Source organism: Paraburkholderia tagetis (assembly GCF_022213065.1).
GTDB classification, from domain to species: Bacteria; Pseudomonadota; Gammaproteobacteria; order Burkholderiales; family Burkholderiaceae; genus Paraburkholderia; species Paraburkholderia tagetis.
Genome location: NZ_JAKLJA010000003.1, coordinates 150,044 through 174,145, shown reverse-complemented (window position 1 = coordinate 174,145; position 24,102 = coordinate 150,044). Strand labels below are relative to the sequence as shown.

At 66.5% G+C, this 24,102-nt stretch carries 18 protein-coding genes and 1 pseudogene; 5 read left to right on the top strand and 14 right to left on the bottom strand.

The window, feature by feature from the left end; translation table 11 throughout:
• Position 1: 1 nt before the first annotated feature.
• The gene (locus L5014_RS05905; RefSeq protein WP_238462646.1) at positions 2-3,229 is read right to left on the bottom strand and encodes an efflux RND transporter permease subunit; all 3,228 of its coding nucleotides are present in this window, start codon (positions 3,227-3,229) and stop codon (positions 2-4) included.
• Positions 3,230-3,244: 15 nt separating this feature from the next.
• Positions 3,245-4,552 carry an efflux RND transporter periplasmic adaptor subunit gene (locus tag L5014_RS05900; RefSeq protein WP_238462645.1) on the bottom strand — a complete coding sequence of 436 codons (1,308 nt, stop codon included), beginning with the start codon at positions 4,550-4,552 and terminating at the stop codon, positions 3,245-3,247.
• A 435-nt stretch (positions 4,553-4,987) separates the two neighbouring features.
• On the opposite strand from L5014_RS05900, the gene L5014_RS05895 reads away from it, so the two are divergent.
• Entirely contained in the window at positions 4,988-5,638 is a 651-nt protein-coding gene (locus L5014_RS05895) for a TetR family transcriptional regulator (protein ID WP_238462644.1), read from the top strand.
• Positions 5,639-5,716: 78 nt separating this feature from the next.
• Here L5014_RS05895 and L5014_RS05890 read toward each other — a convergent pair whose 3' ends face one another.
• Positions 5,717-6,352: a cysteine hydrolase family protein gene (locus tag L5014_RS05890; protein ID WP_238462643.1), complete on the bottom strand. Its 636-nt coding sequence runs from the start codon at positions 6,350-6,352 to the stop codon at positions 5,717-5,719.
• Positions 6,353-6,592: 240 nt separating this feature from the next.
• Here L5014_RS05890 and L5014_RS05885 point away from each other — a divergent pair, with 240 nt between their 5' ends.
• Positions 6,593-7,648, top strand: coding sequence for a helix-turn-helix domain-containing protein (locus L5014_RS05885; RefSeq protein ID WP_238462642.1), 1,056 nt, complete (start codon positions 6,593-6,595; stop codon positions 7,646-7,648).
• 18 nt (positions 7,649-7,666) lie between these two features.
• Here the strand turns inward: L5014_RS05885 and L5014_RS05880 are convergent, their stop codons facing one another.
• The 6 genes from L5014_RS05880 to L5014_RS05855 form a co-directional block, all read right to left on the bottom strand.
• Positions 7,667-8,395: an SRPBCC family protein gene (locus tag L5014_RS05880; RefSeq protein WP_238462641.1), complete on the bottom strand. Its 729-nt coding sequence runs from the start codon at positions 8,393-8,395 to the stop codon at positions 7,667-7,669.
• Between the two features lie 69 nt (positions 8,396-8,464).
• Entirely contained in the window at positions 8,465-8,830 is a 366-nt protein-coding gene (locus L5014_RS05875; RefSeq protein WP_238462640.1) for a DUF427 domain-containing protein, read from the bottom strand.
• A gap of 266 nt (positions 8,831-9,096) precedes the next feature.
• On the bottom strand, positions 9,097-9,537 hold the full coding sequence (locus tag L5014_RS05870) for a carboxypeptidase-like regulatory domain-containing protein (RefSeq protein WP_238462868.1): 441 nt from the start codon (positions 9,535-9,537) through the stop codon (positions 9,097-9,099).
• 492 nt (positions 9,538-10,029) lie between these two features.
• On the bottom strand, positions 10,030-11,535 hold the full coding sequence (locus L5014_RS05865; protein ID WP_238462639.1) for a DegQ family serine endoprotease: 1,506 nt from the start codon (positions 11,533-11,535) through the stop codon (positions 10,030-10,032).
• A 187-nt stretch (positions 11,536-11,722) separates the two neighbouring features.
• Positions 11,723-13,024 carry an ATP-binding protein gene (locus tag L5014_RS05860; protein ID WP_238462638.1) on the bottom strand — a complete coding sequence of 434 codons (1,302 nt, stop codon included), beginning with the start codon at positions 13,022-13,024 and terminating at the stop codon, positions 11,723-11,725.
• A 47-nt stretch (positions 13,025-13,071) separates the two neighbouring features.
• Positions 13,072-13,734, bottom strand: coding sequence for a response regulator (locus L5014_RS05855; RefSeq protein ID WP_238462637.1), 663 nt, complete (start codon positions 13,732-13,734; stop codon positions 13,072-13,074).
• Between the two features lie 555 nt (positions 13,735-14,289).
• Between L5014_RS05855 and dacB the strand changes: the two genes are divergently transcribed.
• The 3 genes and pseudogenes from dacB to L5014_RS05840 all read left to right on the top strand — a co-directional run bounded on the left by dacB (position 14,290) and on the right by L5014_RS05840 (position 18,332).
• Positions 14,290-16,002, top strand: coding sequence for a D-alanyl-D-alanine carboxypeptidase/D-alanyl-D-alanine endopeptidase (gene dacB, locus L5014_RS05850; RefSeq protein ID WP_420800022.1), 1,713 nt, complete (start codon positions 14,290-14,292; stop codon positions 16,000-16,002).
• Positions 16,003-16,393: 391 nt separating this feature from the next.
• Positions 16,394-16,822 (top strand): annotated as a pseudogene (locus L5014_RS05845) (sterol desaturase family protein); the annotation flags it as partial.
• Positions 16,823-16,946: 124 nt separating this feature from the next.
• Entirely contained in the window at positions 16,947-18,332 is a 1,386-nt protein-coding gene (locus L5014_RS05840; protein ID WP_238462636.1) for an SGNH/GDSL hydrolase family protein, read from the top strand.
• Positions 18,333-18,470: 138 nt separating this feature from the next.
• On the opposite strand, the gene L5014_RS05835 is transcribed toward L5014_RS05840, so the two are convergent.
• From L5014_RS05835 to fba, 5 genes are all read right to left on the bottom strand, one after another.
• The gene (locus L5014_RS05835; RefSeq protein ID WP_238462635.1) at positions 18,471-19,535 is read right to left on the bottom strand and encodes an L-threonylcarbamoyladenylate synthase; all 1,065 of its coding nucleotides are present in this window, start codon (positions 19,533-19,535) and stop codon (positions 18,471-18,473) included.
• Positions 19,536-19,548: 13 nt separating this feature from the next.
• On the bottom strand, positions 19,549-20,775 hold the full coding sequence (locus L5014_RS05830; RefSeq protein ID WP_238462634.1) for a 5-(carboxyamino)imidazole ribonucleotide synthase: 1,227 nt from the start codon (positions 20,773-20,775) through the stop codon (positions 19,549-19,551).
• A 178-nt stretch (positions 20,776-20,953) separates the two neighbouring features.
• Positions 20,954-21,472 carry a 5-(carboxyamino)imidazole ribonucleotide mutase gene (gene purE, locus L5014_RS05825; RefSeq protein WP_238462633.1) on the bottom strand — a complete coding sequence of 173 codons (519 nt, stop codon included), beginning with the start codon at positions 21,470-21,472 and terminating at the stop codon, positions 20,954-20,956.
• A 30-nt stretch (positions 21,473-21,502) separates the two neighbouring features.
• Positions 21,503-22,393, bottom strand: coding sequence for a phosphoribosylaminoimidazolesuccinocarboxamide synthase (locus L5014_RS05820; protein ID WP_238462632.1), 891 nt, complete (start codon positions 22,391-22,393; stop codon positions 21,503-21,505).
• A gap of 296 nt (positions 22,394-22,689) precedes the next feature.
• Positions 22,690-23,754 carry a class II fructose-bisphosphate aldolase gene (gene fba, locus L5014_RS05815; protein WP_238462631.1) on the bottom strand — a complete coding sequence of 355 codons (1,065 nt, stop codon included), beginning with the start codon at positions 23,752-23,754 and terminating at the stop codon, positions 22,690-22,692.
• Positions 23,755-24,102: the final 348 nt, after the last annotated feature.

The window sequence follows — 24,102 nt, the reverse complement described above, 5'->3', positions numbered from 1 at the left end:
CTCAATGTCCTTCCTTGCCCTGGCCGTTGTCACCGCTGCCGCCAGCGCTGCCGCCGTTCTCGTCGTCGTGATCGTGCGCGTGGTGCTCTTCGTAATGCTGGAGCGCGACGTCAGCGTCTTCCTTCTCGCCGGCGAACTTCGCGCGGATCACCACGAAGAACATCGGGATCATGAAGATCGCGAGGAACGTTGCGGTGATCATCCCGCCGATCACGCCCGTGCCGATCGCGTGCTGCGAAGCCGAGCCCGCGCCGTTACTGATCGCGAGCGGCAGCACGCCGAGAATGAACGCCATCGACGTCATCAGAATCGGCCGCAGACGCAGTCGCGAAGCTTCGAGCGCCGCCTCGATCGGTCCCATCTTCCCTTCCGCCTGCAGGTCTCGCGCGAATTCCACGATCAGAATCGCGTTCTTCGCCGAAAGACCCACGGTGGTCAGCAGACCCACCTGGAAGAACACGTCGTTCTCGAGGCCGCGCAGCGTCACCGCGAGCAGCGCGCCGAGCACGCCGAGCGGCACCACCATGATGACCGCGAACGGAATCGACCAGCTCTCGTAGAGCGCCGCGAGACACAGGAACACAACGAGGATCGAGATGCCGTAGAGGATCGGCGCCTGCGAACCCGACTGGATTTCCTGGAACGACAGGCCCGTCCACTCGTAGCCGATGCCCGCGGGCAGCTTCGCCGCGATTTTCTCCATGGCCGTCATGGCCTGGCCCGTCGACTTGCCCGGCCCCGCCTGCCCCTGGATTTCCATCGCCGAGATGCCGTTGTAGCGCTCGAGCTTGGGCGACCCATAGGTCCAGTGGCCGGTCGCGAACGAACTGAACGGCACCATCCCGCCCGAGCTGTTGCGCACGTACCAGATGTTCATGTCGTCCGGCGTCATGCGGAACGGCGCGTCGGACTGCACGTACACCTTCTTGATACGACCGTCCGTATCGAGGAAGTTGTTCACGTACTGCGACGCCCACGCGATCGAGAAAGTCTGGTCGATCGCAGCCGACGTCACGCCAAGCGCGTTCGCCTTTTCGCGGTCGACGTTCACCTTGTACTGCGGGGTGTCGTTCAGGCCGTTCGGACGCACGAGCGCGAGCGACGGATCCTTCGCGGCCATGCCGAGCAGCATGTTGCGCGCTTCCATCAGCTTCTCATGGCCGACACCGCCGCGATCCTGCAGCTCGAAGTCGAAGCCCGAGGCCGTGCCCAGTTCAGGAATCGAAGGCGGATTCACCGGAATCACCATCGCGTCCTTGTAGCCCGCGTAGTGAGCGAACATGCGGCCCACCAGCGCCTGGACCTTCTGGTCCGCGTGCTGGCGCTCCTTGTAGTCCTTCAGGCGCACGAACACGAGACCCGAGTTCTGCCCGCGGCCCGCGAAGCTGAAGCCGTTCACCGTGAAGGTCGACTCGACGATGTCCTTCTGGTCGTTGAGCAGCCAGTTCTGGATGTTGGCGAGGGTGCGCGCCGTGGTTTCCTGGGTCGAGCCCGAAGGCGTCTGCACGATCACGAACATCGTGCCCTGGTCTTCATCGGGCAGGAACGACTTCGGCAGGCGCGCGAACAGCAGGCCAACCGCGACGATCAGCGCGAGATAGATGATGAGCCAGCGGCCCGAGCGCTTGATCACGTGGTGCACGCCGCTGTGATACTTGTCGCGGCTCGTCTCGAAGGTGCGGTTGAACCAGCCGAAGAAGCCCTTCTTCTCTTCGTGGTGGCCCTTCGGGATCGGCTTGAGGATGGTCGCGCACAGCGCCGGCGTGAGAATCAGCGCGACCATCACGGACAGCACCATCGCCGCCACGATCGTGAGCGAGAACTGCCGGTAGATGGCGCCGACCGAGCCGCCCGAGAACGCCACCGGCACGAACACCGCCGAGAGCACGAGCGCCACGCCCACGAGTGCGCCGGTGATCTGGCCCATCGCCTTGCGCGTGGCTTCCTTCGGCCCCAGCCCCTCTTCCACCATCACCCGCTCGACGTTTTCCACCACCACGATGGCGTCGTCCACGAGCAGGCCGATGGCGAGCACGAGACCGAACATCGAGAGCGTATTGATGGAGAAGCCCACCGCCGCCATGATCGCGAACGTACCGAGCAGCACCACCGGCACCGCGATAGTCGGAATCAACGTCGCGCGCAGGTTCTGCAGGAACAGGTACATCACGAGGAACACCAGCACGATGCCTTCGAGCAGCGTCTTGATCACTTCCTCGATCGACAGGCGCACGAACGGCGTGGTGTCGTATGGGTACTTCACGACGAGGCCGTGCGGGAAGTACTTCGAGAGGTCGTCGATCTTCTGGCGCACGAGCTTCGCGGTCTGCAGCGCGTTGGCACCCGTCGCGAGCTGGATGCCGAGGCCGGCCGTCGGCGCGCCGTTGTACTTCGTGTCGAAGTTGTAGTTCTCGCCGCCGAGGCTGATGCGCGCCACGTCCTTCAGGCGCACCTGCGAGCCGTCCTGGTTCACCTTCAGCAGAATGTTGCCGAACTCTTCAGGCGTGTGCAGCAGCGTCGATTCGGTGATGGTCGCCTGGAACGACTGCCCCGCCACCGATGGCGTGCCGCCTAGCTGACCGCCCGCGATCTGCACGTTCTGCGCGGAGATTGCGGTTGAGACGTCCGAAGGCGTGAGACTGTAGTTCGTGAGCTTGTTCGGATCGAGCCAGACGCGCATCGCATACTGCGAGCCGAACAGCGTGACCGTGCCCACGCCGTTGATACGGCTGATCGGGTCTTCCACGTTCGACGCCACGTAGTTCGCGAGGTCGTACTTGGTCATGCTGCCGTTTTCGGACACGAACGCGAGCACGAGCAGGAAGCTGCTGCTCGACTTCGTGACCTTGATGCCGAGCTGCTGCACCACCTGCGGCAGAACCGGCGTGGCGAGCTGCAGCTTGTTTTGCACCTGCACCTGAGCGATGTCAGGGTTGGTGCCCGCGGCGAAGGTCAGCGTGATGGTGGCCGTGCCCGAGTCATCGGAAGTCGACGAAAGATACAGCAGGTGGTCGAGACCGCTCATCTGCTGCTCGATCACCTGGGTGACCGTGTCTTCCACCGTCTTCGCCGATGCGCCCGGATAGTTCGCGCTGATCTGGATGGACGGCGGCGCGATGGTCGGATACTGCGCGACCGGCAGCGTGAACACCGACGCCACGCCCGCCAGCATCAGAATGATGGCGATCACCCATGCAAAGATCGGGCGATCGATAAAGAACTTTGCCATGAAGCAGGCTCCCTGTTATTGCGCAGCGGAGGCGGCGGGTGCGGAAGCGGCGTGGGCCGCGGATGCGCCTGGTGCGCCAGGTGCGCCGGATGCGCCAGACGCACCCGATGCACCGCTGGCGCCAGCGCTCCCATAGCCCGAAGCCGTCGCTTCGTCCGCCGAAGGCGCGCCCGGCGGGGGCGGCGGCGGCAGGTTGGCGCTCACCGCCTTCACGGTCGCGCCCGGGCGCACCTTCTCTGTGCCCTGCACGATCACGCGGTCGCCCGGTTGCAGGCCGCTTTCGACGACCCAGGCCTGGCCCTGCGTGCCCGACGTGGTGATCGGATGCGGCACGACCTTGTTGTCCTTGTCGACGAGGAGCACCGCGGCCTGACCCTTCTGGTCGTGCTGCACGCCCACCTGCGGCACGAGGTACGCGTTCTCGTTGGTGCCTTCGTCGATGCGTGCGCGCACGAACATGCCCGGCAGCAGCACGCGGTCGGGATTCGGGAACAGCGCGCGGATCGTGACCGAGCCGGTGGTCTGGTCGACCGTGACGTCGGTGAACTGGAGCTTGCCCTGCTGCGCGTAGGTGCGGCCGTCTTCGAGCACGAGCGTGACCTTGGCCGCGTCCGGGCCGTTGGTCTTCAGGCGCCCCGACTCGACGTCGCGGCGCAGCTTCAGGCCGTCGAGGCTCGACTGCGTGAGGTCCACGTACATCGGGTCCATCTGCTGCACGGTGGACATCAGCGTGGCCTGGCTCGCCTGCACGTAGGCGCCCGGCGTGACCTGCGAGATGCCGACCTTGCCGGTGATGGGCGAGACCACGTCGGTGTAGCCCAGGTTGATCTGCGCGGTGTCGACCGCGGCCTTGCCGGCATCGACGTCGGCCTGCGCCTGGCCTTGCGCGGCCACGGCGTTGTCGTAGTCCTGCTTGCTGACTGCGTTGGCCGCAACGAGCACCTTGTAGCGCGCGACGAGCGCGTTCTGCGTGACGAGATTCGCCTTCGCCTTCGCAAGCGTTGCCCTGGCGTTATTGAGCGTGGCGATGTACGGCGCCGGATCGATCTTGTACAGGCGCTGGCCCGCCTTCACGACCGCGCCTTCGGTGAATTCGCGGCGCAGCACGATGCCGTCGACCCGGGCGCGCACTTGCGCGACGAGGAAGGCATTGGTGCGGCCCGGCAGCTCGGTCGTGACCGGCACGGACGTGGGCTGGACGGCAACAACACCGACTTCGGGGGTTTGCGGCGGCGGCGCGGAGTGCTTTTGCCCGCACGCTGCGAGCACTACGGCAGCCGTCGCGAAGGTGATTAGGCGGAATGGAACCCGTTCGACGCGCATGGAGCGACCTCTGTCTATAACTGACAATAAAAGCGTGCGGCGTCCTTCCCTCCTGGGGAAGCACGGCGACGCACGCCAGCATCTGGCGATACCTGACGGATAACCCGGTACTTCAGGAATAGCGCGATACCGGTCAGCAACATCCGTCCGGGCGATTTCTCGGCGCGCGCCGTTAGCAGATGGCGCGCATTGGGGTTTCTACGACCACATGACCAGTGACGGATATTAACCGGACATCAACTCTTGAGGTATCCAGGTGGTGGGGTGGTATTATAGATACATTCGCGAATGAATGTATAAGAACGAATCATTCCGGCCGAAGGTTTGCATAAGAGCTTTCGACGCACGGCGTCCATATTACGAATTAATACATTACTGATTTGGCTCTTATATGCTTCCCTGTCATCCCAACCCACATATTGAGCAGTAACGCCCATGGCCCGACGCACGAAAGAGGAAGCGCAGGAGACGCGCAACCGCATTCTCGACGCCGCCGAACACGTCTTTTTCGAAAAAGGCGTGTCGCGCAGCTCGCTTGCCGATATTGCTCAGGCAGCCGGCGTCACGCGCGGGGCGATTTACTGGCATTTCGAGAACAAGGGCGATGTCTTTACGGCCATGTTCGACCGCGTGATCCTGCCGCTCGACGAAATGAAGGCGGCCACGGTCGACCCGGACGAGTCCGACCCGCTCGGGCGCATCAAGGATCTGTGCACGCTGTGCCTGCGCGACACCGCCACCGACGCACGGCGCCGGCGCGTGTTCGAGATCCTGTTTCTGAAGTGCGAGTTCGTGGAGGAAATGGGCCCGGTGATGGCGCGCCATCAGGGCAATATGCGCGAGGGCCTCATGCGCATCGAGGAAGGCTTGCGCAACGCGATGTCCAAGGGGCAACTGCCGGCCGATCTCGACGCCCCGCGCGCGGCGCGCGTGCTGCACTCGTTCATCACCGGCGCACTGCGCGACATGGCGATCCTGCCGGACATGTTCGACGTGGCGCACAACGCGGAGCAGCACGTCGAAGCCATGCTCGACGCGCTGCGCCACAGCCCGGCGCTGCGCGTCGTTCCGGCGGCGAAGGGATAAGCGGGCCGCCGCAAATGCCTGCGGCCCGCGCGGGCGGTCTGCCCCGCCCTGCCGGTATCAGCCGGTATCAAATGGGCATCAAGCCGTCACTTGACTGGCCCGCGCACGCTGATTCGACGCGTAGATGTTGTCGCGCTCCAGCGGCACGCCCGCTTCTAGCGCGGCAATCCACGCACTGGTGCTCGCGACCGCCGCGAAGCGCGAGTGCATCACCACGCTGAACACGCGATGGATCTCGGCGGCGCTCGCCGCGCCCGCCGCATTCTCATACGGGACCGAGCCGGTTGCGTCTTCGAGGAACTCGACGGCGAGGCCAGCGTGCGTTGCATCGAACACCGTCGACGCATCGCAGTTGTGCGTCATGTAGCCGGCGACGGCAAGCGTGTCGATGCCGCGCGCGGTGAGCCATGCGGCGAGATCGGTGCCCGCGAAGGCGCTCGGCAACGCCTTTTCCACGTAATGATCGTGTTCGCGCGAAGCCACCACGGGGTGCAGCTCGGCGCCAACGCTGCCGCGCGCAAACAGCGGCGACCCGGCGGGCGCGAAGTTCTGCACCACCACGACCGGCACGCCAGCGGCGCGCGCGGCATCCATCGCGCGGCCGATGTTGGCGAGCGAGGTCTGAACGTCCGGGTATTCGATTGGCAGATCGCCGGTGACGTATTCGTTCTGCACGTCGATGACGACCAGCGCACGGTGGGGGGTTGCGGACATGGCGGTACCTCCTTCTTCGATATGAGCCTGGCGGGAATCCGGGGGAAACCGGGGGGAATCCGGCTGGAGTCTGCGGCCGACCAGGCGATTCGGCTGCGATGGAGGCATTGTCGATCGACGCCCCGCACGCGCACAGTGGCCCAAATGACAACTTTCGATAGAATTGGGCCAAATGCGGGCAGCCGATGCGCGCCCACGCCCCTGTGTGCTCACGCCCCTTTTCGACTCGCGAGGCTATTGATGCCCACCGCTTCCCGTACCCCGACGCCGGTTTCCGCGCCCCGTGCCGCCGCGCTGCCCATCTCTGCCGCACCGACAGCACAGCCCGCACCAACGCCCCCGGCCGCGCGCCGCATCGCTGTGGTCGCGTTCGATCGGGTCATCCCGTTTCATCTCTCGGTGCCTTGCATCGTGTTCGGCGAGCCGCGCCCCGAGGGTGGCGTGCCGCCGTTCGAACTGCTCGTCTGCGCGGCCGAATCCGGGCCGCTCGCCACGACGGCAGGCTTTACGATTGGCGCGCCCTACGGCCTCGAAGCGCTCAAAGACGCCGATGTGGTCGTCGTGCCGAGCTGGCGCGACGCCGAAGAAGCGCCGCCCGAGGCGCTCTGCGATGCGCTGCGTGCGGCGCACGCGCGCGGCGCGGTGCTCGTGGGCCTGTGTTTCGGCGCGTTCGTGCTAGCGCACGCGGGCCTGCTCGACGGCCGCCCGGCCACCACGCACTGGGCCGCCGCCGACGCCTTTGCGCGCCAGTTCCCTAAAGTGCGATTCGATCCGGACGTCCTCTATGTCGACGACGGCGACATCCTCACTTCGGCAGGCACGGCGGCGGGCCTCGACTGCTGCCTGCATCTGCTGCGCCGTCTCGCCGGCACGCAGGCCGCGAACTACGTGGCGCGGCGGCTCGTGGTGCCGCCGCATCGTCAGGGCAGCCAGGCGCAATACGTGCAGCAGCCCGTGGCGGTGCGCGGGCGCGGCGACCGGCTCTCGAGCCTGCTCGACTGGATCCGCGCCCATCTCGACACGCCGCATACGCTCGACTCGCTGGCGCAGCGCGCGCTCATGAGCCGCCGCACCTTCACCCGCCAGTTCCGCCTGACGACGGGCGCCACGGTGAGCGCATGGCTTCTCGGCGAGCGGCTCGCCCGCGCGCAGCAGTTGCTCGAAACCACCGACCAGCCGATCGACGCCATCGCGCAGCACGCGGGATTCGGCTCGGCCGCGTCGTTGCGTCAGCATTTCGTGGAAGCGTTCAGGACCTCGCCGTCGGCGTGGCGACGGGAGTTTCGGGGGACGTGAGGCACCCGGCTCGCGGAATCAGCCTTCGGCAAAGCGCCGCGCCACGTAGAACAGCAGCGCGACGAAGAAGATCATCGCGGCCCAGGCCCAGCTCGGCATCGCGTGTGGCGTGGGCTCGTGATGCAGCGTGCTCGCGGCGCGGCCCGAAAGCGTGCCGCCCGATTGCGGAAGCAGATGTGCGCGCCGCGCGACCGCCGCCAGATTAATCGGCCGCAAAAACACGTGCTGCCGCCGCGGCGCCGCTCCGCGCACGCGGTTTGGCGCCTGCCCGTGCTTGGCCGCAACCACGGCGCAGAATTCGGTGAAAAATTCGTCCGCGAGCTCGTGCAGCGCATTTTCGATCTGGCGCGGCGGCAACTCGCCCAGCGGCCCGGTCAGCGTGGCCCACACCGAATAGTCGATGCGCGTACTCGCCCCCCCGCCCATCCCCGCGGGCTCCTCCTCGCGCAGCGCCACGTCGATCTGGCCGCGCAGCGAGCCAATGCCATCGGCGCGCGCGCGAAAGCTCAGCATCCGGCGCGGCGTGAGCGGCACCGTCGCCACATCGCTGGCAATGTGAGCACGCACTTCGTAGCGCGCGCGCAGCGGCCCGAGCGGCACGGTGAGCGTCAGCGCGTATTCGCCGGAGCCGAGCCGCCTGAACGACTCGCAGTGCTCCAGACTCGCCCGCACGAGCGTGGCCTCCTGCAGCGCCTCCCAGACGGCAGACGGCTCAATCGGAATCCTCAACGCGTCGTTCAGTTCCATGGCGGCTCCCCGGTGGCAGTTCGAGAAGTTCCTTCAGGTGGTTCGGGTCGCTTGGGTCGTTCGGGTCGTTCAGGAGGTCTGATCGATACGGTCCACACGCCCGGCGTGAAACGCCAGATACGCCTTGATGCTGCGCACGGCTTCGAGCGGCGCCTCGTAACTCCAGGCGGCGTCCTCGACGCGGCCATCCTCGGTGCGCAGGTGGTAGTACGACGCCTCGCCCTTGTACGGACACGGCGCGGTGCGCGTGGAGCGTTCGAGCCGCGCCATGTTCACGTCGGCGCGCGGGAAGTAGAAGACATCGGGATTGCCGGTTTCGACGAGCGTGAGCGCCGCGAGCGTGTCGGCAATCGTGATGCCGCCGTGGATCACGCGTACGCGGTGACGGTTCACGATGATGTCGATGCGATGGCCGGCATCCGGTTCGACCGTCATGGTCTGCTCCCTGATTGATGGGCGCCACTGAATTCTCGCGCAGCGCCTCGCCCGGCACGGCGTGCCGGTTCTCTTTGTGACGTGCCGCGCGCGGCGCGAGGCGTCGCGCGCGCTTTACGGTGCCTCGCCGGCACAGCCACGTCGGAGTACGAAGGTCTGGTCGCACTGCGGCGGTGCCCAAGAAGCCACGGCAAGCCCGTGGCTTCATTATCGGCGAAACTCCGGCGGCTTGCGCGAATTCGAGATGCCGCGCGCGCAGCCCCGGCTCACCAGACGAAGGAAGCGCGGGCGCTGCCGTTCGAGCCTACCGTCACGGCGCTGGTCTTGTTGACGCCGTCGTGGCTCACGTGCACGGTATAGCGCCCCGGGCGCACACGCACGAGCATGTACGGTCCGCGCGAAGTCGCATCGAGCACGCTCGCGCCGTGGGCGTCGACGACCTGCACGTGCACGTCGGCGACGAATTCGGCGTTGCGGTCGGTGAAGCGCAGAGAAAGCGGCCACTGCGAGCGTGCGGCTTGCAGCGCCTTCGACTCGTCAAGGCCGACACCGCCCGACACGTATTCGACGCCGCCTTGTTGCTGCACTTGCGGCATGCCGCCGCCGTTGGTATTGCCGGCGCTCGACGTATCGGTGCTCGAACCGCCCACCGTGCCGTTCCTGGGATTCATACCGTCCGTTGAGCCGTTGGTGCCGCCTTGCTGCATCGGCATGTGCTGCATCGTTGCGCCACCTTGTTGCGTCGGCGCTTGCTGCATCGGTGCGCCGCCTTGCGGCATCGGCACTTGTTGCACTGGCGCGCCACTTTGCGGCATCGGCGCTTGCTGCATCGGCTCGCCGCCTTGCGGCATCGGTACTTGCTGCACCGGCGCGCTTTGCTGCGCTGCCGCACCATCTGCGAAACCCAATGTCAGGGTCGCCGCGAGCGCGACGCTCGAAAGGACAGGACGCGTTTTACGGAACCTCTTCATCGTGACTGCTCCTTACAAGTTGCTTCGAAACAAAATCGCCGCAAAATGCATGCCCATTTAGGGGACAGGAGTCACACCCGAAGACCGGCGCACGCAACGCCCGATGGCGCGCGCCGCAGAAAAGAAAACTGCCGCCGGGGCACAAAGCCCACGGCGGCAGTGAAAAAGCGGCCCGGAAATCCCGGTATGCGTTATACGCCAGGCCGCTGGAGCGAATCGATACGTCGATCAGCCGAGATCGACCGGCACGAAGATCTGCGCGTCGTCGCGCTGGATCAGGAGTGCGATGCTGTTGCCCGCGTGCGCGATCATCTGCTTGAGCTGATCGGCGCTCGTCACCGCGCGGCCGTTCACGGCGAGGATCACGTCGCCGGGCTGGATACCCGCGTTTTCCGCCGCACCGGCCGACTGCTCGACGAGCAAGCCATGATCGATCGAGCCGTTGCCCCGCTCTTCGGGCGTGAGCGGACGCACCGCGACGCCCAGGCGTCCCTGCATCTGCGACTGCGGCGTGTCGTTCGACGCGACCTTGCTGTCGGAGAGCGCGCCGATCGTCGCCGAGACGTCCTTGGTCGACTTGTCGCGCCACACCTGAATGTCGGCCTTCGTGCCCGGCTTCATGCCCGCGATCAGCGCAGGCAGGTCGGACGAGTCGCCCACCGGCTCGCCGTTCACGGCGAGAATCACGTCGCCGGGCTTCAGGCCCGCCTTGGCGGCCGGACCGTTCGCATCCACCGAGCTCACCAGCGCGCCGCGCGGCTTGTCCATGCCGAACGAGTTGGCGAGCGTCTGGTTCATCGACTGCACCGCGACGCCGAGGCGCCCGCGATTCACATGACCGGTCTTGACGAGATCGTCCTTGACCTTGATCGCCTCGGTGATCGGGATAGCGAACGAAAGGCCCTGGAAGCCGCCCGTCTGCGAGTAGATCATCGAGTTGATGCCGATTACCTCGCCCTGCAGATTAAACAGCGGGCCACCCGAGTTGCCGGGGTTCACCGGCACGTCGGTCTGAATGAACGGCGTGTAGTTCTCGTCGGGCAGCGAGCGCGACTTCGCGCTGATGATGCCCGAGGTCACCGTGTTGTCGAAGCCATAGGGCGAGCCGATCGCCACCACCCACTGGCCGACCTTGCTCTGGCGCGGGTCGCCGATCTTCACGGTCGGCAGTTCCTTCGCGTCGATCTTGAGCACGGCGACGTCGGACTGCTTGTCGGCGCCCACGACTTTGGCCTTGAATTCGCGCTTGTCGGTGAGCTTCACGGTCACGACGTTCGCGCCGTCCACGACGTGCGCGTTGGTGAGGATGTAGCCGTCCGGGCTGATGATGAAGCCCGAGCCGAGACTCGTGCTCGGCGCGTCGGGCTGCATGCCGCCACCGCCGCCACCTTCGCCGCCCATGCCGGGCACGCCGCCGTAGAAGTGCTTGAAGAACTGGTAGAACGGATCGCTCGGATCGATCGGCAGTTGCTGCGATCCGCCGCCGCGCATGGACGTCTGCTTCACCACGTGCTTCGCACTGATGTTGACGACCGCCGGGCCGTAGGTTTCCACGAGGCCCGAGAAGTCAGGAATGCCGGTCTTGGCCGCGGCTTCGGCCGGCATCATCGCGGCCTGCGCCGGCGTGATGACCTGCGGCGGCGGCACGTCGCGGCGCCCGGCCACGTAGCCCGCCGACAACGCGACGGCAACGGCGATAGCCACGGCACTGCGGGTAATGACTTTGGTATTCATAGCGGACTCCTTGCGCGGGATACTGACACGACGTAACGAAGATTAAGCGGTATCGCTTAAAGGAGTCTTAAGCGGGGAACTTCAGCGCAAAAGCCCGTGCAGCGGGCGTTTGCGGGGCCTTCGAGACCAGCCGCGACCAGGGCGGCTCATTCTGCAAGCGCGAAAAAGCACACACGGCGCGCCTCGCTCAAAACCGCACGTCCACCTGCAACCCGCCCGCCGGCGAGTCGCCGAGCGTGATCGTGGCGTCGTGCTGGTCGGCAATGCGGCGCACGATCGCGAGACCGAGCCCCGTGCCCGATACATCCGTGCGCGCGCGGTTCGCACTCGCGCCCACGCGATAGAAGCGGTCGAACACGCGCTCGCGTTCGTCGACGGGAATGCCGGGCCCGCTATCCTCGATCCGCACGAGCGGATGCCCGTCGTTCACGATGAGGCTCACGTCCACGCAGCCGCCCGCAGGCGTGTATTTCGTTGCGTTGTCGAGCAGGTTGTTGAACATCACGCGCAAGGCGTCGGCGTCGCCGTGCACGTGCGCATCGCCGCTCTCCTCGATGCCGAGGTCCACGCCGCGCTGCTGCGCGAGCGGCGCATAGTTGAGCACACAATCGTCGAGCAGCGCATGCAGGTCGACGCTTTGCTCGCGTGCGTGGCCATCGGGTTCCGAGCGCGCGAGCGCGAGCAGTTGCTCCGCGAGGCGCGTGGCGCGCGTCACGCCCGCCTGCAGATCGCCGAGCGCTTCGCGGCGCGTTTCGTCATCCCTTGCGCGCGCAACGAGTTGCGCCTGAATCTGCACGGCCGCGAGCGGCGTGCGCAATTCGTGCGCGGCATCGGCCACGAAGGCCTTTTGCGTATCGAGCGCCTGAGCGAGACGCTCGAGCAGCGCGTTGAGCGCATGCACGAGCGGCGTCACCTCGCGCGGCAGGCGCTCTTCGGGCAGCGGCTCCAGCGCCTCGGGATGGCGCGTGTCGAGCGCGCGCGCCACGCGCGAGAGCGGCTTGAGGCCACGCCCCACCACCATCCACACGGCAAGCCCGAGGAACGGCAGCAGCACGATCAGCGGCCAGAGCGTGCGCAGCGCGACGTTCGCGGCGAGCCGGTTGCGCACGGTCATCGGCTGGGCGAGCTGCACGACGTTGTCGCCGACGATCGCGCCATAGACGCGCCAGTCGCCGCGGTCGGTGCGCTCGGTCGAAAAGCCGAGTTCCGCGCGCGGCGCGAGCGGCGCACGCGGATGCGAGTAGTACATCAGCTCGCCGTTGCGGTTCCAGATCTGCAGGACGATGCCTTCCGTGCCGGTGTCGCGCGAGCTGAGAATCTCGTTGAACGGCTCGGAAGGCAGCGCTGCGGCAATCTCCTGCAACTGGTAATCGAACAGCTCGTTGGCTTCGGCGAGCGCCTGACGATAGATCAGCCAGCCCGCCAGGCTCACGCCCGCGACCACGATCGCGAGGAGCCAGAACAGCAGTTGTCTTCGAATTGAACTCATGCAGAACTCATCGGGCGGCGCGCGTCTTCATGCATCCTCACGCGTCCTCATGCGTCTTTGGCGATCATGTAGCCGAGGCCGCGCACGTTGCGGATCAGATCGGCGCCGAGCTTCTTGCGCAGCGCGTGGATATAGACCTCGACCGTGTTGCTGCCGATCTCCTCGCCCCAGCCGTACATCTTCTCTTCGAGCTGGGTCTTGGAGAGCACCGCGCCGGGGCGCGCGAGCAGCGCCTCGAGCAAGGCGAACTCGCGCGCGGAGAGCGCAACGGGCGCGCCGTCCTGAGTGACCTGGTGGGAGGCGGGATCGAGCGTGATCGAGCCGTGGCGGATCGTGGAGTCGCTGCGGCCCGACTGGCGGCGGATCAGCGCGCGCATGCGCGCGCCCAGTTCGTCGAGATCGAAGGGCTTGATGAGGTAGTCGTCGGCGCCGGCATCGAGGCCCTTCACGCGGTCGGCAATGGCGTCGCGCGCGGTGAGGATCAGCACGGGCAGCGCCACATTGCGCGCGCGCAGCGTGCGCAGCACGTCGAGACCATCGCGCTTGGGCAGCCCGAGGTCGAGCAGCATCAGATCGTAGGCGTCCGCGCTCGCGGCCGAGAGCGCGGCGTCGCCGTCCTCGACCCAGTCGACCGCGAAGCCTTCGCCGCGCAGCGCCTTGCGCACACCCTCGGCGATCATGCGGTCATCTTCGACTAGCAGTATGCGCATCGTAATGAATGAATTGGCAAGGCGGCACGCGCGGCGCCGCGCCTGAAGTAAATGACGATGGGTGCATTCTAGCGCCTCGCCACTCGACTCACGCCACACGCCGCCTGCCTTCAACAGATGCTCCGGCAGCACGCGAAGCGCCGCGCTCCCGCCGGGCATGACGGCGCGCGCGGACGAAAACGCGAACGCATGCGGGCATCTGGTGCTGCCGTGCGGCTGCCCTGCGCTGCCGGACGCTGTGTTCGCGCGACTTTTCTCACATTTCTCGCTGACGATACGCGCACGCCACGCGAGGTCTTTACAATGGGCGCTTTTGCGGCGCGCGGCGCCGCGATGCGAACGCGCCCTTTCAGTTGCCTTCGCGTTGTCTTCGAGTTTTCCTCGGTCGGCACGCAAGGCAACGCAAGTCGACGCACGCATCGCGAAAGCCGCGCGCCTGCCGTTTCCGCGTCCGCGCACGATGTCGCGCAAAGCCCCCCGGGCCCGCCCGGGCCAACCCGGGCATAACGCGCCGCGCGCGGCCCCTGCATTGCCTGCCCTCGTCCAACGTTCTTCATGCCGCCCGTTTCGCTGTCCCGACTACGCACCCTGTTGCGCCTGAACACACCGCGCGCCCTTGTTCGTCCCCGCACTCGTCCCCTCGTTCGTCCCTTTGTTCGTCCCCTCGCGCTCGCCCTTGCCTGCGCAGCGCTCGCCGCGACCTTTGCCGGCACGCCGGCCGAGGCCCAGCCCGCGGGCGCTCGCGTGCCCACGATCAATGTCAGCACCGTCCTGCCGCCCAGCGTGATGGCGGGGCTCGAGCGCGCACACGTGCCGCTGTCGTCGGTGAGCGTCGTGATCGAGAAAGTGGGCGACCGCCAGCCGAGCGTCGCCGTCAACGCGGGCCAGCCGATGATGCCCGCCTCGACGATGAAGCTGGTCACCACGTGGAGCGGCCTCGCGATGCTCGGGCCCGACTACCGCTGGAAGACCAGCGCCTACACCGACGGCGACGTGGACGCGAGCGGTACCCTGCACGGCAACCTCTACATCAAGGGCACGGGCGACCCGAAGCTCGTCCCCGAGGAACTGATCGATCTCGTGCAGAAGATCCGCGCAACCGGCATCGTGCGCATCGAAGGCGCACTCGTGCTCGACAAGAGCGAGTTCGACGTGTCCACGCGCGACCTGCCCTCGTTCGACGGCGACGACAGCGCGCCGTACAACGTCGGCCCCGATCCGTTGATGTACGCGTTCAAGGCGGTCTCGTTCACGTTCTCGCCTTCGCGTGAAGGCGTCTCGATCAACGTGGTGCCGCCCGTTGCGCAATGGCAGATCGACAACCAGATCCGCGAGCGCGGCGGCAAGTGCGGCGGCCTGCTGCCGAGCCCGCAGGTCACGCCGGGCGCGAACGGCATCGTCACGGCAAGCTTCGCGGGCAACTACGCGATGCACTGCGGCGAGCGCACGCTCAACATGGCCGCGCCTGTCGATCACAGCACCTTCTTCGCCGACGGCTTTCTCGCGCTCTGGCAGCAAGCCGGCGGCAGCTTTTCGGGCACCACGCGCGAAGGCGTCGTGCCGCCGCGCGCGCGTCTGCTGGGCGTGCATCAGAGCCCGCCGCTCTCGGACGTCGTGCACGACATCAACAAGTTCAGCAACAACGTGATGGCGCGCAACCTGTTCCTCACGCTCGGCGCCGTCGAAGGCAAGCCGCCCGCGACCACGGCGAAGGCCGCCGCCGCCGTCTCCGCGTTCCTGCGCAAGAGCGGCCTCTCCATGTCGGATCTCGTGCTCGACAACGGCTGCGGCCTGTCGCGCGAGGAGCACATCAGCGCGCTCTCGCTCGCGAATCTGCTGCAAGCCGCCAATGCGAGCCCGGTGGCGCAGCCGTTCATCGACTCGCTGCCAATCGCGGGCGTGGACGGCACGATGCGCCACCGCCTGAACAATGCGGGCGTGGACGGCAATGCGCATATCAAGACCGGCACGCTGCGCGACGTGCGCGCGATCGCGGGCTATGTGGCCGCGCAAAACGGCGAGAGCTGGATCGTCGTGAGCCTTATCAACGATCCGCGTGCCGAAGCCGCGCGCGCTGCGCACGACGCGCTGCTCGAATGGGTCTACCAAGGCATGCCCGAGGAAAAGCCCGTGTATGTCGATCCGCATCCGAAGCGCGCGCCCAAGGCGGCGAGAGCCGGCCACGTGGCGAAAGCGGAAAAGACCAGCAAGGCTGCCGGGCATAAGGCCGTGAATCAGACCGTAAAGCGGACACGCGGCGCGCATTGATGGCATTGGCGCGCCAGCGCAATCCTGGCGCGCTCGAACGAGCGGTGCATCGGCATCGCGCTGCGCCGCTCGTTCGTAACGCACGCTTGCCTTGATGACTTCGTATGCCGACCAGGTCCATCGACTTGACCTGCGCGCGGCCCCTTCCCGCTCCCCACACCCTCTCCTGCCGGGCGCGCCGCTCGAAGATTTCCTCTAGCAAAGCCCCGAGCGCCGCACGCATCGGGCGTGTACTCTGACGGGCAAAGTCCGGTGGCGCCTCAGAATATGGCCAGGCGCGATCGACACAACACAACAACGCCGCGCTGACTCGCCAGCGCCGCACACGGGACAAGGAGGACCGACGTTCGTGCAGTTCGACGCTGAATGGCTGTTGCTCGCCCTCGCGCCCTTCGTGCACACCCAGGCCATCGCAAAACTGGGCTGGCTCGAATACGTGCTCAACACGCCGTCGATGCATCGCGTCTATCACGCACGCAATGCGCAATACATCGATCGCAATTACGCAGGCATGCTTGCGATCTGGGACCGCCTGTTCGGCAGCTATGTCGAGGAAGACGCGCACGAGCCGCCCGTCTACGGCATCGTCAAGCCGCTCGACACCTACAACCCGCTCAAGGCGAGCTTTCACGAGTGGCTTGCCATGGCGCGCGACTCCTCGCGCATGCCCGACTTGCGCTCGCGGCTTGCCGCGCTGTTCGCGCCGCCCGACTGGTGCGCGCGCCGGGACGCGGCGCAGATCGGGCCCGGCATGATCGCGACAGGAACATGCGTGTCGGAAAACAACACCGAGGGTGACTTCGAGTCGCACAAAATCTGACAGATTGCGTAGTCTGACGGCCAGAACATAACCTCGGCGCGAGAAGACAAGCGGCACAGGCAGCATCAGAAGCTGGCATCAGGCAGTGGCAACACAGGCCACACACAGAGGAGATGAAGTGAATATGAAGCAACAAGGACCGGAGCACCGTAAGCTCGTGCGCGCCACGCAGATCGCTCTCGCAAGCGCGGCTTTCGCCCTCCTCGCCGCGTGCGGCGGCGGTGGCGGCAGTAGCAGCAACGCGAGCACGCCGCCGCCGTCCGGCGTGAGCATGCAGGTGGTGGCATTCGGTACGAGCCTCACCGACGCCGGCACGTATTCGGAGCAGATTCTGCCAGGCTTCGGTGGCGGCCGCTTCACGACCAACCCGGGCGAAGTCTGGGCGCAGAAGGTCTCCGAGTATTTCGGCAATCCGCTCACGCCGGCCTTCGAAGGCGGCTTCGGCGTGCCGTTGACGGCAACGGGCGGCCTCGACTACGCACAGGGCGGCGCGATGGTCTCGACCGGCGGCGTGGCCAATATCAGCGCCGCGATTCCGGCCGCGAGCGAGCAGCCGCTGACCTGGCAGGTCAACCAGTATCTGGCGCAGCACGGCGGCTTCAATGCAAATCAGATCGTGCTCGTCGAAGGTGGCGCGAACGAAATCCTGGTGCTGCTCGATAACAAGGGCGCCGGGCTCACGGCGTTCGCCACCGCGCTCGCCAAAGCCAACTTCACGGCGGCCGCGAGCGACCCCGCGACCCAGCAAAAGGCGCTTCAGCAACTGGTGGCCGAGGGCTTTACGACGGCACAGGCCCAGGCGCTCGTGCCCGCTGCCATCGCGCTGAACATCGTCACGTCGGACCCGAACGCCAGCACCGACTTCGCGTCGGTCATGCCGATCCTAACCGCCGCCCAGACGCTGGCCACGCTCGTCAACACGCAGATTGCCGGCACGGCCAAGGTCGCGGTCGCGACGGCGCCCGACATCGGCAAGACGCCGGCAGCGCTGGCCGCCGATTCGAGCGCCGGCGCGACGCCCGGCTCCGCGAACGCGCCCGACCAGGCGCTCTCGCTCGTTTCGGCGATGTACAACCTCGCGTTGCTGCAGGGTCTTCAGCCTTCGCTCGCGGCAAAGAAGGTCATCCCGATCGATACGTTCTCGTGGATCGACCAGTCGGTCCAGAACGCGGCGAGCCTCGGCTTCACCGTGACGAACACGGATACCGCCTGCAACCTCACGCAGATGGTGACCAACGCTACCAACTATGCACTGGCCAATCCGCAAAGCACGCTGGGCCTGAACCCGGCCACGACGCCGCAGGCCACCATCAACGCCTACGCGCAGGCATACGGCCAGAACTTCGGCAGCTCGCTGTTCTGCTCGCCGCAGACGCTGAAGACGCCCAATGCACCCACGACCTACATGTTCGCGGATCTCGTGCACCCGAGCACCGCGTTGCACGCGCAGTTCGCCACCTACGTCGAAAAGCAGCTCGCAGCAGCTGGCATCGGCAAGGCTCCGCAGTAAGTCGCACAGTAAGCCGCGCAGTAAGCCGCGCAGAAAGCCCCACGCAGCCACACGTGCAGGCCCTCCCGGCACGCGAAAAAACACCCCACGGCCCGTCAGGGTCGTGGGGTGTTTTCATTGAGCGAGAGCGATCGCGCTTTAGTCCTGCTGCGCCTCGAACGCCGCGGCCGCGCGGCCGAGGCGGTCGTTCACGGCAATCCACTCGATGGTCTCGGGCAGCTTCTCGATGAGGATGCGCGAGACGTTCGCGCGATCGAGCGCGCGCAGCAGGCCATAGAGTTCGCGCGCGTAGGCCTGCGGCTCTTCCGGCGCGGCCACGAAATGCACGTTCGCGGCGCTCGCCCACGCGCCGGCGCGCGAGCCGCGCGCCACCAGCGCCACCGTTTCGCCCGCGTCGCGCGCGGCGGCTAGCAGCGGCTCCAGCGCCTCGAACGGCAGCAGCGCGAGCGGCGTGCGCGGCGCGTAATGCGCCTTGAGCGTGCCCGAAGCGCGCGGCGCCGTGGCGTCCGAGCCATCGGGCAGGCGCGGCGCCTCGCCCAGCACGCGCGCGATATCGTGCGGGCTCACATGACCCGGGCGCAGCAGCGCCGGGAAGCCGCGCGAGAGGTCGAGAATCGTCGACTCGATGCCGACGTCGCACGGGCCGCCGTCGAGCACGTGCACCGTCGCGCCGAACTCCTCGCGCACGTGCTGCGCCGTGGTCGGGCTCACGTGGCCGAAGCGGTTCGCCGAGGGCGCCGCGACGCCGCCATGGCCGCCGCGCCGCTTCGAGAACGCGGCCAGCAGTTGCTGCGCCACCGGATGCGAGGGGCAGCGCAAGCCCACGGAATCCTGGCCGCCGCTCACCGCATCGGGAATGCGCGCATGGCGTTTGACGATCAAGGTCAGCGGGCCGGGCCAGAAGGCATCGACGAGCTTCTGCGCGGCCTCGGGCCACTCGGCAGCCCAGTACCGAGGGTCGCCGCCCGGCGGCAGATGCACGATCACCGGATGATTCGCGGGCCGGCCCTTTGCGGCGTAGATGCGCGCGACGGCCTCGGGGCTCGCCGCGTCGCCGCCGAGCCCGTAGACCGTCTCGGTCGGAAACGCAACCAGCTCGCCCGCGTCGAGCAATGCGGCGGCCTGCTCGATGTCGGCGGCAGCCGGCTGAGGCCCGCTTAATTCAGGCGTGCCGACGTTCCGGCTTGGCTGCTTATCGGACATGATGCGGCCCGGCTCAGCGCGTGGCAATGTGCAACAGGCGCGCGCAATCGCGTGCGGCCGTGCGCGCTTCGTCGAGCGTCGGTGCGGTGAAGTTCACGTGGCCCATCTTGCGGCCTGGACGCGCCTCTTCCTTGCCGTACAGATGCAGGCGCGCGGAGGGCATCGCCGCGACCTGGTCCCATGGCGGGATAACGGGCGTGGCGCCCGAACGAGGACCTTGCGGCTTCGCATCGGCGGCGCCCGCGGAAAACCACACGTCGCCGAGAATGTTGAGCATCACGGCCGGCGAGTGCTGGCGCGGGTCGCCGAGCGGCATGCCGGTCATCGCGCGCACCTGCTGCTCGAACTGGCTCGTAGCGCACGCATCGACCGTATAGTGGCCGGAATTGTGCGGGCGCGGCGCCATTTCATTGGCAACGAGCGAGCCGTCTTCGAGGATGAAGAATTCCACGCACAGCACGCCCACATAGCCGAGCTTCGCCGCGATCTGGATCGCCGCCTGCTGCGCCTGCTGCACGAGCGCTGGGCTCGCGTCGGGCGCGGGCACGATGGTGTGCGAGAGCACGCCGTTGCGGTGCACGTTCTGCGCGAGCGGATAGACCACGCTCGCGCCGCTCACGCCGCGTGCGATGAGCGCGCTCACCTCGAACTTCAGCGGCAGGCGCTTTTCCAGCACGCAGGCCACGCCGCCGAGCGACGCATGCGCCTCGCGCACTTCCTCGGCGTTGGTCACGCGGATCTGGCCTTTGCCGTCGTAGCCCATGCGCGCGGTCTTGAGAATGCCCGGCAGCACGGCGACAAGCGCCTCGTCGCCGATCGCGGCGAGCGCCTGCGACGACTCGATCACCACATGCGGCGCGACCGGCACGCCCGCAGCCGCAATAAAGCGCTTCTCGGCGATGCGGTCCTGCGCGACGGCCACGCAGCGGCCGGCGGGGCTCACGAAGGTCGACTTCGCGAGCGCGTCGAGGCTCGCCGCGGGCACGTTCTCGAATTCGGTCGAGATGGCCGCGCACAGGCGCGCGAGCTCGGTCAGCGCGGCTTCGTCGTCGTAGGGTGCGCAGATATGGCGGTCGGCGACGGCGCCAGCGGGGCTCGTCGCATCGGGATCGAGCACGGCAACGCGATAGCCCATTGCCTGAGCGGCAAAGCAGAACATGCGGCCGAGCTGGCCGCCACCCACCATGCCCAGCCAGGCGCCGGGCAGGATCGGTGAAACCGGAGAGTTGTCAGAAGTCATCTTCGTGGTCGGTCGCGGCTGGCCGCGCCGCGCCGGGAGACGGCGCGCGGGCCAGACCGAGGTTTAACGTCGCAACGGCAAGAGGCGGGAGCGCACGGCCCCGCCTCTTTGCGTCTCGACGATGTCACTTCACAGCTTCACTGCGCGGTTTCACTGCGAGCGCCTTCGCGCGCCGCAGTCAAAGCGCCGGCAGCACCATCGCGTGTGCCGCTTCGTTCTGGCGCACGCGGAAGGCCGCGAGCTTGTTTGCATATTCGGGATCGGTCACGCTCAGCATCGAGACGGCGAAGAGTGCCGCATTGGCCGCGCCTGCCTCGCCGATGGCGAAGGTCGCGACCGGCACGCCCTTGGGCATCTGCACGATCGAGTGAAGCGAGTCCACGCCCTTCAGGTACTTGCTGACCGCCGGCACGCCGAGCACGGGCACCGTGGTCTTGGCCGCCAGCATGCCCGGCAGGTGCGCCGCGCCGCCCGCGCCCGCGATGATCGCGCGCAGGCCGCGCTCGCGCGCGCGCTCCGCGTACTCGAACATTTCGTCGGGCATGCGGTGCGCCGAGACCACCTTCGCCTCGTACGCGACGCCGAACTCCTGCAGGATCGCGACCGCGTGCTTCATCGTGTCCCAGTCGGAGCTGGAGCCCATCAACACGCCGACGAGCGGCGCCGCATGCTGGTGAGCCGTCTGAACTTCACTCATTGTGCTTCCTTCTTCCCTCTTTGCGCTGATTTATGCCAGCTTCTGACCGGTGAGGCGCTCGAGCGCCTCCTGATATTTCGCCGACGTCTTCGCCAGCACATCGTCGGGCAGCTTCGGCGCCGGCGGCTCCTTCTTCCAGTCCTGGGTTTCGAGCCAGTCGCGCACGAACTGCTTGTCGAACGACGGCGGGTTCGAGCCCACCTGATATTGGTCCGCCGGCCAGAAGCGCGACGAATCGGCGGTGAGCGCCTCGTCCATCAGATAGAGCTGGCCCTGGTTGTCCAGACCGAACTCGAACTTGGTGTCGGCGATGATGATGCCGCGCGTGGCCGCGTAATCGGCGGCTTCCTTGTACAGCTTGATCGAAATCTCTTTGATGGTGCGCGAGAGCTCGGTGCCGATGCGGCGCTCCATCTCTTCGTAGGTGATGTTCTCGTCGTGGTGGCCCATTTCGGCCTTGGCCGCCGGCGTGAAGATCGGCTCGGGCAGCTTCTGCGCGTTTTGCAGGCCCGGCGGCAGCTCGACGCCGCACACGGCGCCCGTCGCCTGATAATCCTTCCAGCCGCTGCCGGCCAGATAGCCGCGCACCACGGCCTCGACGAGGATCGGCTCCAGGCGCTTCACCACCACGGCGCGGCCCTTGACCTGATCGACTTCGTCGGCGGCCACGACGCTTTCCGGCGCGACGCCCGTGAGGTGGTTCGGCACGACATGCTTGAGCTTCTCGAACCAGAAGTCGGCCATCTGGTTGAGCACCTCGCCCTTGCGCGGAATCGGCTCGCCCATGATGACGTCGAACGCCGACAGGCGGTCGGTCGTGACGATCAGCAGCTTGTCGTCGCCCACGGCATAGTTGTCGCGGACCTTGCCGCGGCCGAGGAGCGGCAGCGAGCGGAGCGTGGATTCGTAGAGGGTAGACATCGTCGTGATTCGCTAAAAGGACAATCGAAAACGGGCAGATCCGGACAAAAAATGCGGTCCAGGATCGCGGAATCAGTCCGCGGCGGGGAGCCGGAATCTGAAAGTACTGCGAGGGTAAACCAAAACTAATCAGAAATCCCAGAAAAGCCCATCGCCGTTCCCCCAAAACAGGCGGAAACGGCGATGTTTTTTACCACTTCGGGCGGCCGGCGAGGTACTGCCGGTCAGGTACTGCCGGCAGGCACAGTGCGAACCCAGCCGGGGCAATCACCCGCCAGCCGGCGCAAACACCCGCTTTAGCGGACGATCTGCGCGAGTTCGCCCGACTTGTACTTCTCAGCAATCTTGTCGAGCGCGACCGGCTTGATCTTGCCAGCCTGGCCTTCGCAACCGAACGCGAGGAAGCGGTCCACGCAAACCTTCTTCGCCGCTTCGCGAGCCGGCTTCAGGTAGTCGCGCGGGTCGAACTTCGACGGGTTCTCGAACATATAGCGACGGATCGCGCCCGTGATCGCCAGACGCAGGTCCGTGTCGATGTTGATCTTGCGCACGCCGTGACGGATGCCTTCCTGGATCTCCTCCACCGGCACGCCGTAGGTTTCCTTCATGTCGCCGCCGAATTCGCGGATTTCCGCGAGCAGTTCCTGCGGCACCGAGGACGAGCCGTGCATCACGAGGTGCGTGTTCGGAATGCGTGCGTGGATTTCCTTGATGCGCTGGATCGACAGGATGTCGCCCGTGGGCTTCTTGGAGAACTTGTACGCGCCGTGCGAGGTGCCGATGGCAATGGCCAGCGCGTCGCACTGCGTGAGCTTCACGAAGTCGGCGGCCTGCTCCGGATCGGTCAGGAGCTGCTCGCGCGTCATGGTGCCTTCGGCGCCGTGACCATCTTCCTTGTCGCCCTTCATCGTTTCGAGCGAGCCGAGCACGCCCAGTTCCGCTTCCACGGTGATGCCAATCGAGTGCGCCATTTCGACGACCTTGCGCGAAACATCGACGTTGTACTCGTACGAAGCAACCGTCTTGCCGTCGGCTTCGAGCGAGCCGTCCATCATCACGCTGGTGAAACCGCTGCGGATGGCGGCCATGCAGACTGCCGGCGACTGGCCGTGGTCCTGGTGCATCACGACCGGAATATGCGGATACGACTCGACCGCGGCTTCGATCAGGTGGCGCAGGAACGGCTCGCCCGCATATTTGCGCGCGCCCGCCGAGGCTTGCATGATCACCGGCGAGCCAACCTGGTTCGCCGCTTCCATGATCGCCTGGACCTGCTCCAGGTTGTTCACGTTGAACGCCGGCAGGCCATAGCCGTGCTCAGCCGCGTGATCGAGCAGTTGACGCATTGAAACGAGAGGCATTGTTGCTACTCCTTTGATTTAAAACGAATTGCTTCGTGCCGCCGGCCGTCTTGCGCGACCGGTCGAGAGCAGCCTGGCGGCCACTGCCCGCGCGACCCGCTGCGGGCTCAATTGCGTGATTTTATCGCGAAGCCGCTACGTTCCCGCCACCAAAAAAACGAACTGGCATGAAATTAGCGTATCAGGACGTCAAATTGGCGAGAAGATGCAAAAAGAGTTGACAGCCCGCGCGCTGCGTCCGTCGCGCGCGGGCTGCATATGCAGCGAAAAGACATCTAACAGGCACTTATCCGGCGCCAATCAGATACCAATTTGATACCAGTCTCGGAAAGCAACAGCGACCAGCGA

Excerpts from the sequence above, each read along its gene's own strand:
- L5014_RS05905 (WP_238462646.1), bottom strand. The coding sequence starts at position 3,229 with ATGGCAAAGTTCTTTATCGATCGCCCGATCTTTGCATGGGTGATCGCC.
- L5014_RS05900 (WP_238462645.1), bottom strand. The coding sequence starts at position 4,552 with ATGCGCGTCGAACGGGTTCCATTCCGCCTAATCACCTTCGCGACGGCT.
- L5014_RS05895 (WP_238462644.1), top strand. The coding sequence starts at position 4,988 with ATGGCCCGACGCACGAAAGAGGAAGCGCAGGAGACGCGCAACCGCATT.
- L5014_RS05890 (WP_238462643.1), bottom strand. The coding sequence starts at position 6,352 with ATGTCCGCAACCCCCCACCGTGCGCTGGTCGTCATCGACGTGCAGAAC.
- L5014_RS05885 (WP_238462642.1), top strand. The coding sequence starts at position 6,593 with ATGCCCACCGCTTCCCGTACCCCGACGCCGGTTTCCGCGCCCCGTGCC.
- L5014_RS05880 (WP_238462641.1), bottom strand. The coding sequence starts at position 8,395 with ATGGAACTGAACGACGCGTTGAGGATTCCGATTGAGCCGTCTGCCGTC.
- L5014_RS05875 (WP_238462640.1), bottom strand. The coding sequence starts at position 8,830 with ATGACGGTCGAACCGGATGCCGGCCATCGCATCGACATCATCGTGAAC.
- L5014_RS05870 (WP_238462868.1), bottom strand. The coding sequence starts at position 9,537 with ATGCAGCAAGGCGGCACCAACGGCTCAACGGACGGTATGAATCCCAGG.
- L5014_RS05865 (WP_238462639.1), bottom strand. The coding sequence starts at position 11,535 with ATGAATACCAAAGTCATTACCCGCAGTGCCGTGGCTATCGCCGTTGCC.
- L5014_RS05860 (WP_238462638.1), bottom strand. The coding sequence starts at position 13,024 with ATGAGTTCAATTCGAAGACAACTGCTGTTCTGGCTCCTCGCGATCGTG.
- L5014_RS05855 (WP_238462637.1), bottom strand. The coding sequence starts at position 13,734 with ATGCGCATACTGCTAGTCGAAGATGACCGCATGATCGCCGAGGGTGTG.
- dacB (WP_420800022.1), top strand. The coding sequence starts at position 14,290 with ATGCCGCCCGTTTCGCTGTCCCGACTACGCACCCTGTTGCGCCTGAAC.
- L5014_RS05840 (WP_238462636.1), top strand. The coding sequence starts at position 16,947 with ATGAAGCAACAAGGACCGGAGCACCGTAAGCTCGTGCGCGCCACGCAG.
- L5014_RS05835 (WP_238462635.1), bottom strand. The coding sequence starts at position 19,535 with ATGTCCGATAAGCAGCCAAGCCGGAACGTCGGCACGCCTGAATTAAGC.
- L5014_RS05830 (WP_238462634.1), bottom strand. The coding sequence starts at position 20,775 with ATGACTTCTGACAACTCTCCGGTTTCACCGATCCTGCCCGGCGCCTGG.
- purE (WP_238462633.1), bottom strand. The coding sequence starts at position 21,472 with ATGAGTGAAGTTCAGACGGCTCACCAGCATGCGGCGCCGCTCGTCGGC.
- L5014_RS05820 (WP_238462632.1), bottom strand. The coding sequence starts at position 22,393 with ATGTCTACCCTCTACGAATCCACGCTCCGCTCGCTGCCGCTCCTCGGC.
- fba (WP_238462631.1), bottom strand. The coding sequence starts at position 23,754 with ATGCCTCTCGTTTCAATGCGTCAACTGCTCGATCACGCGGCTGAGCAC.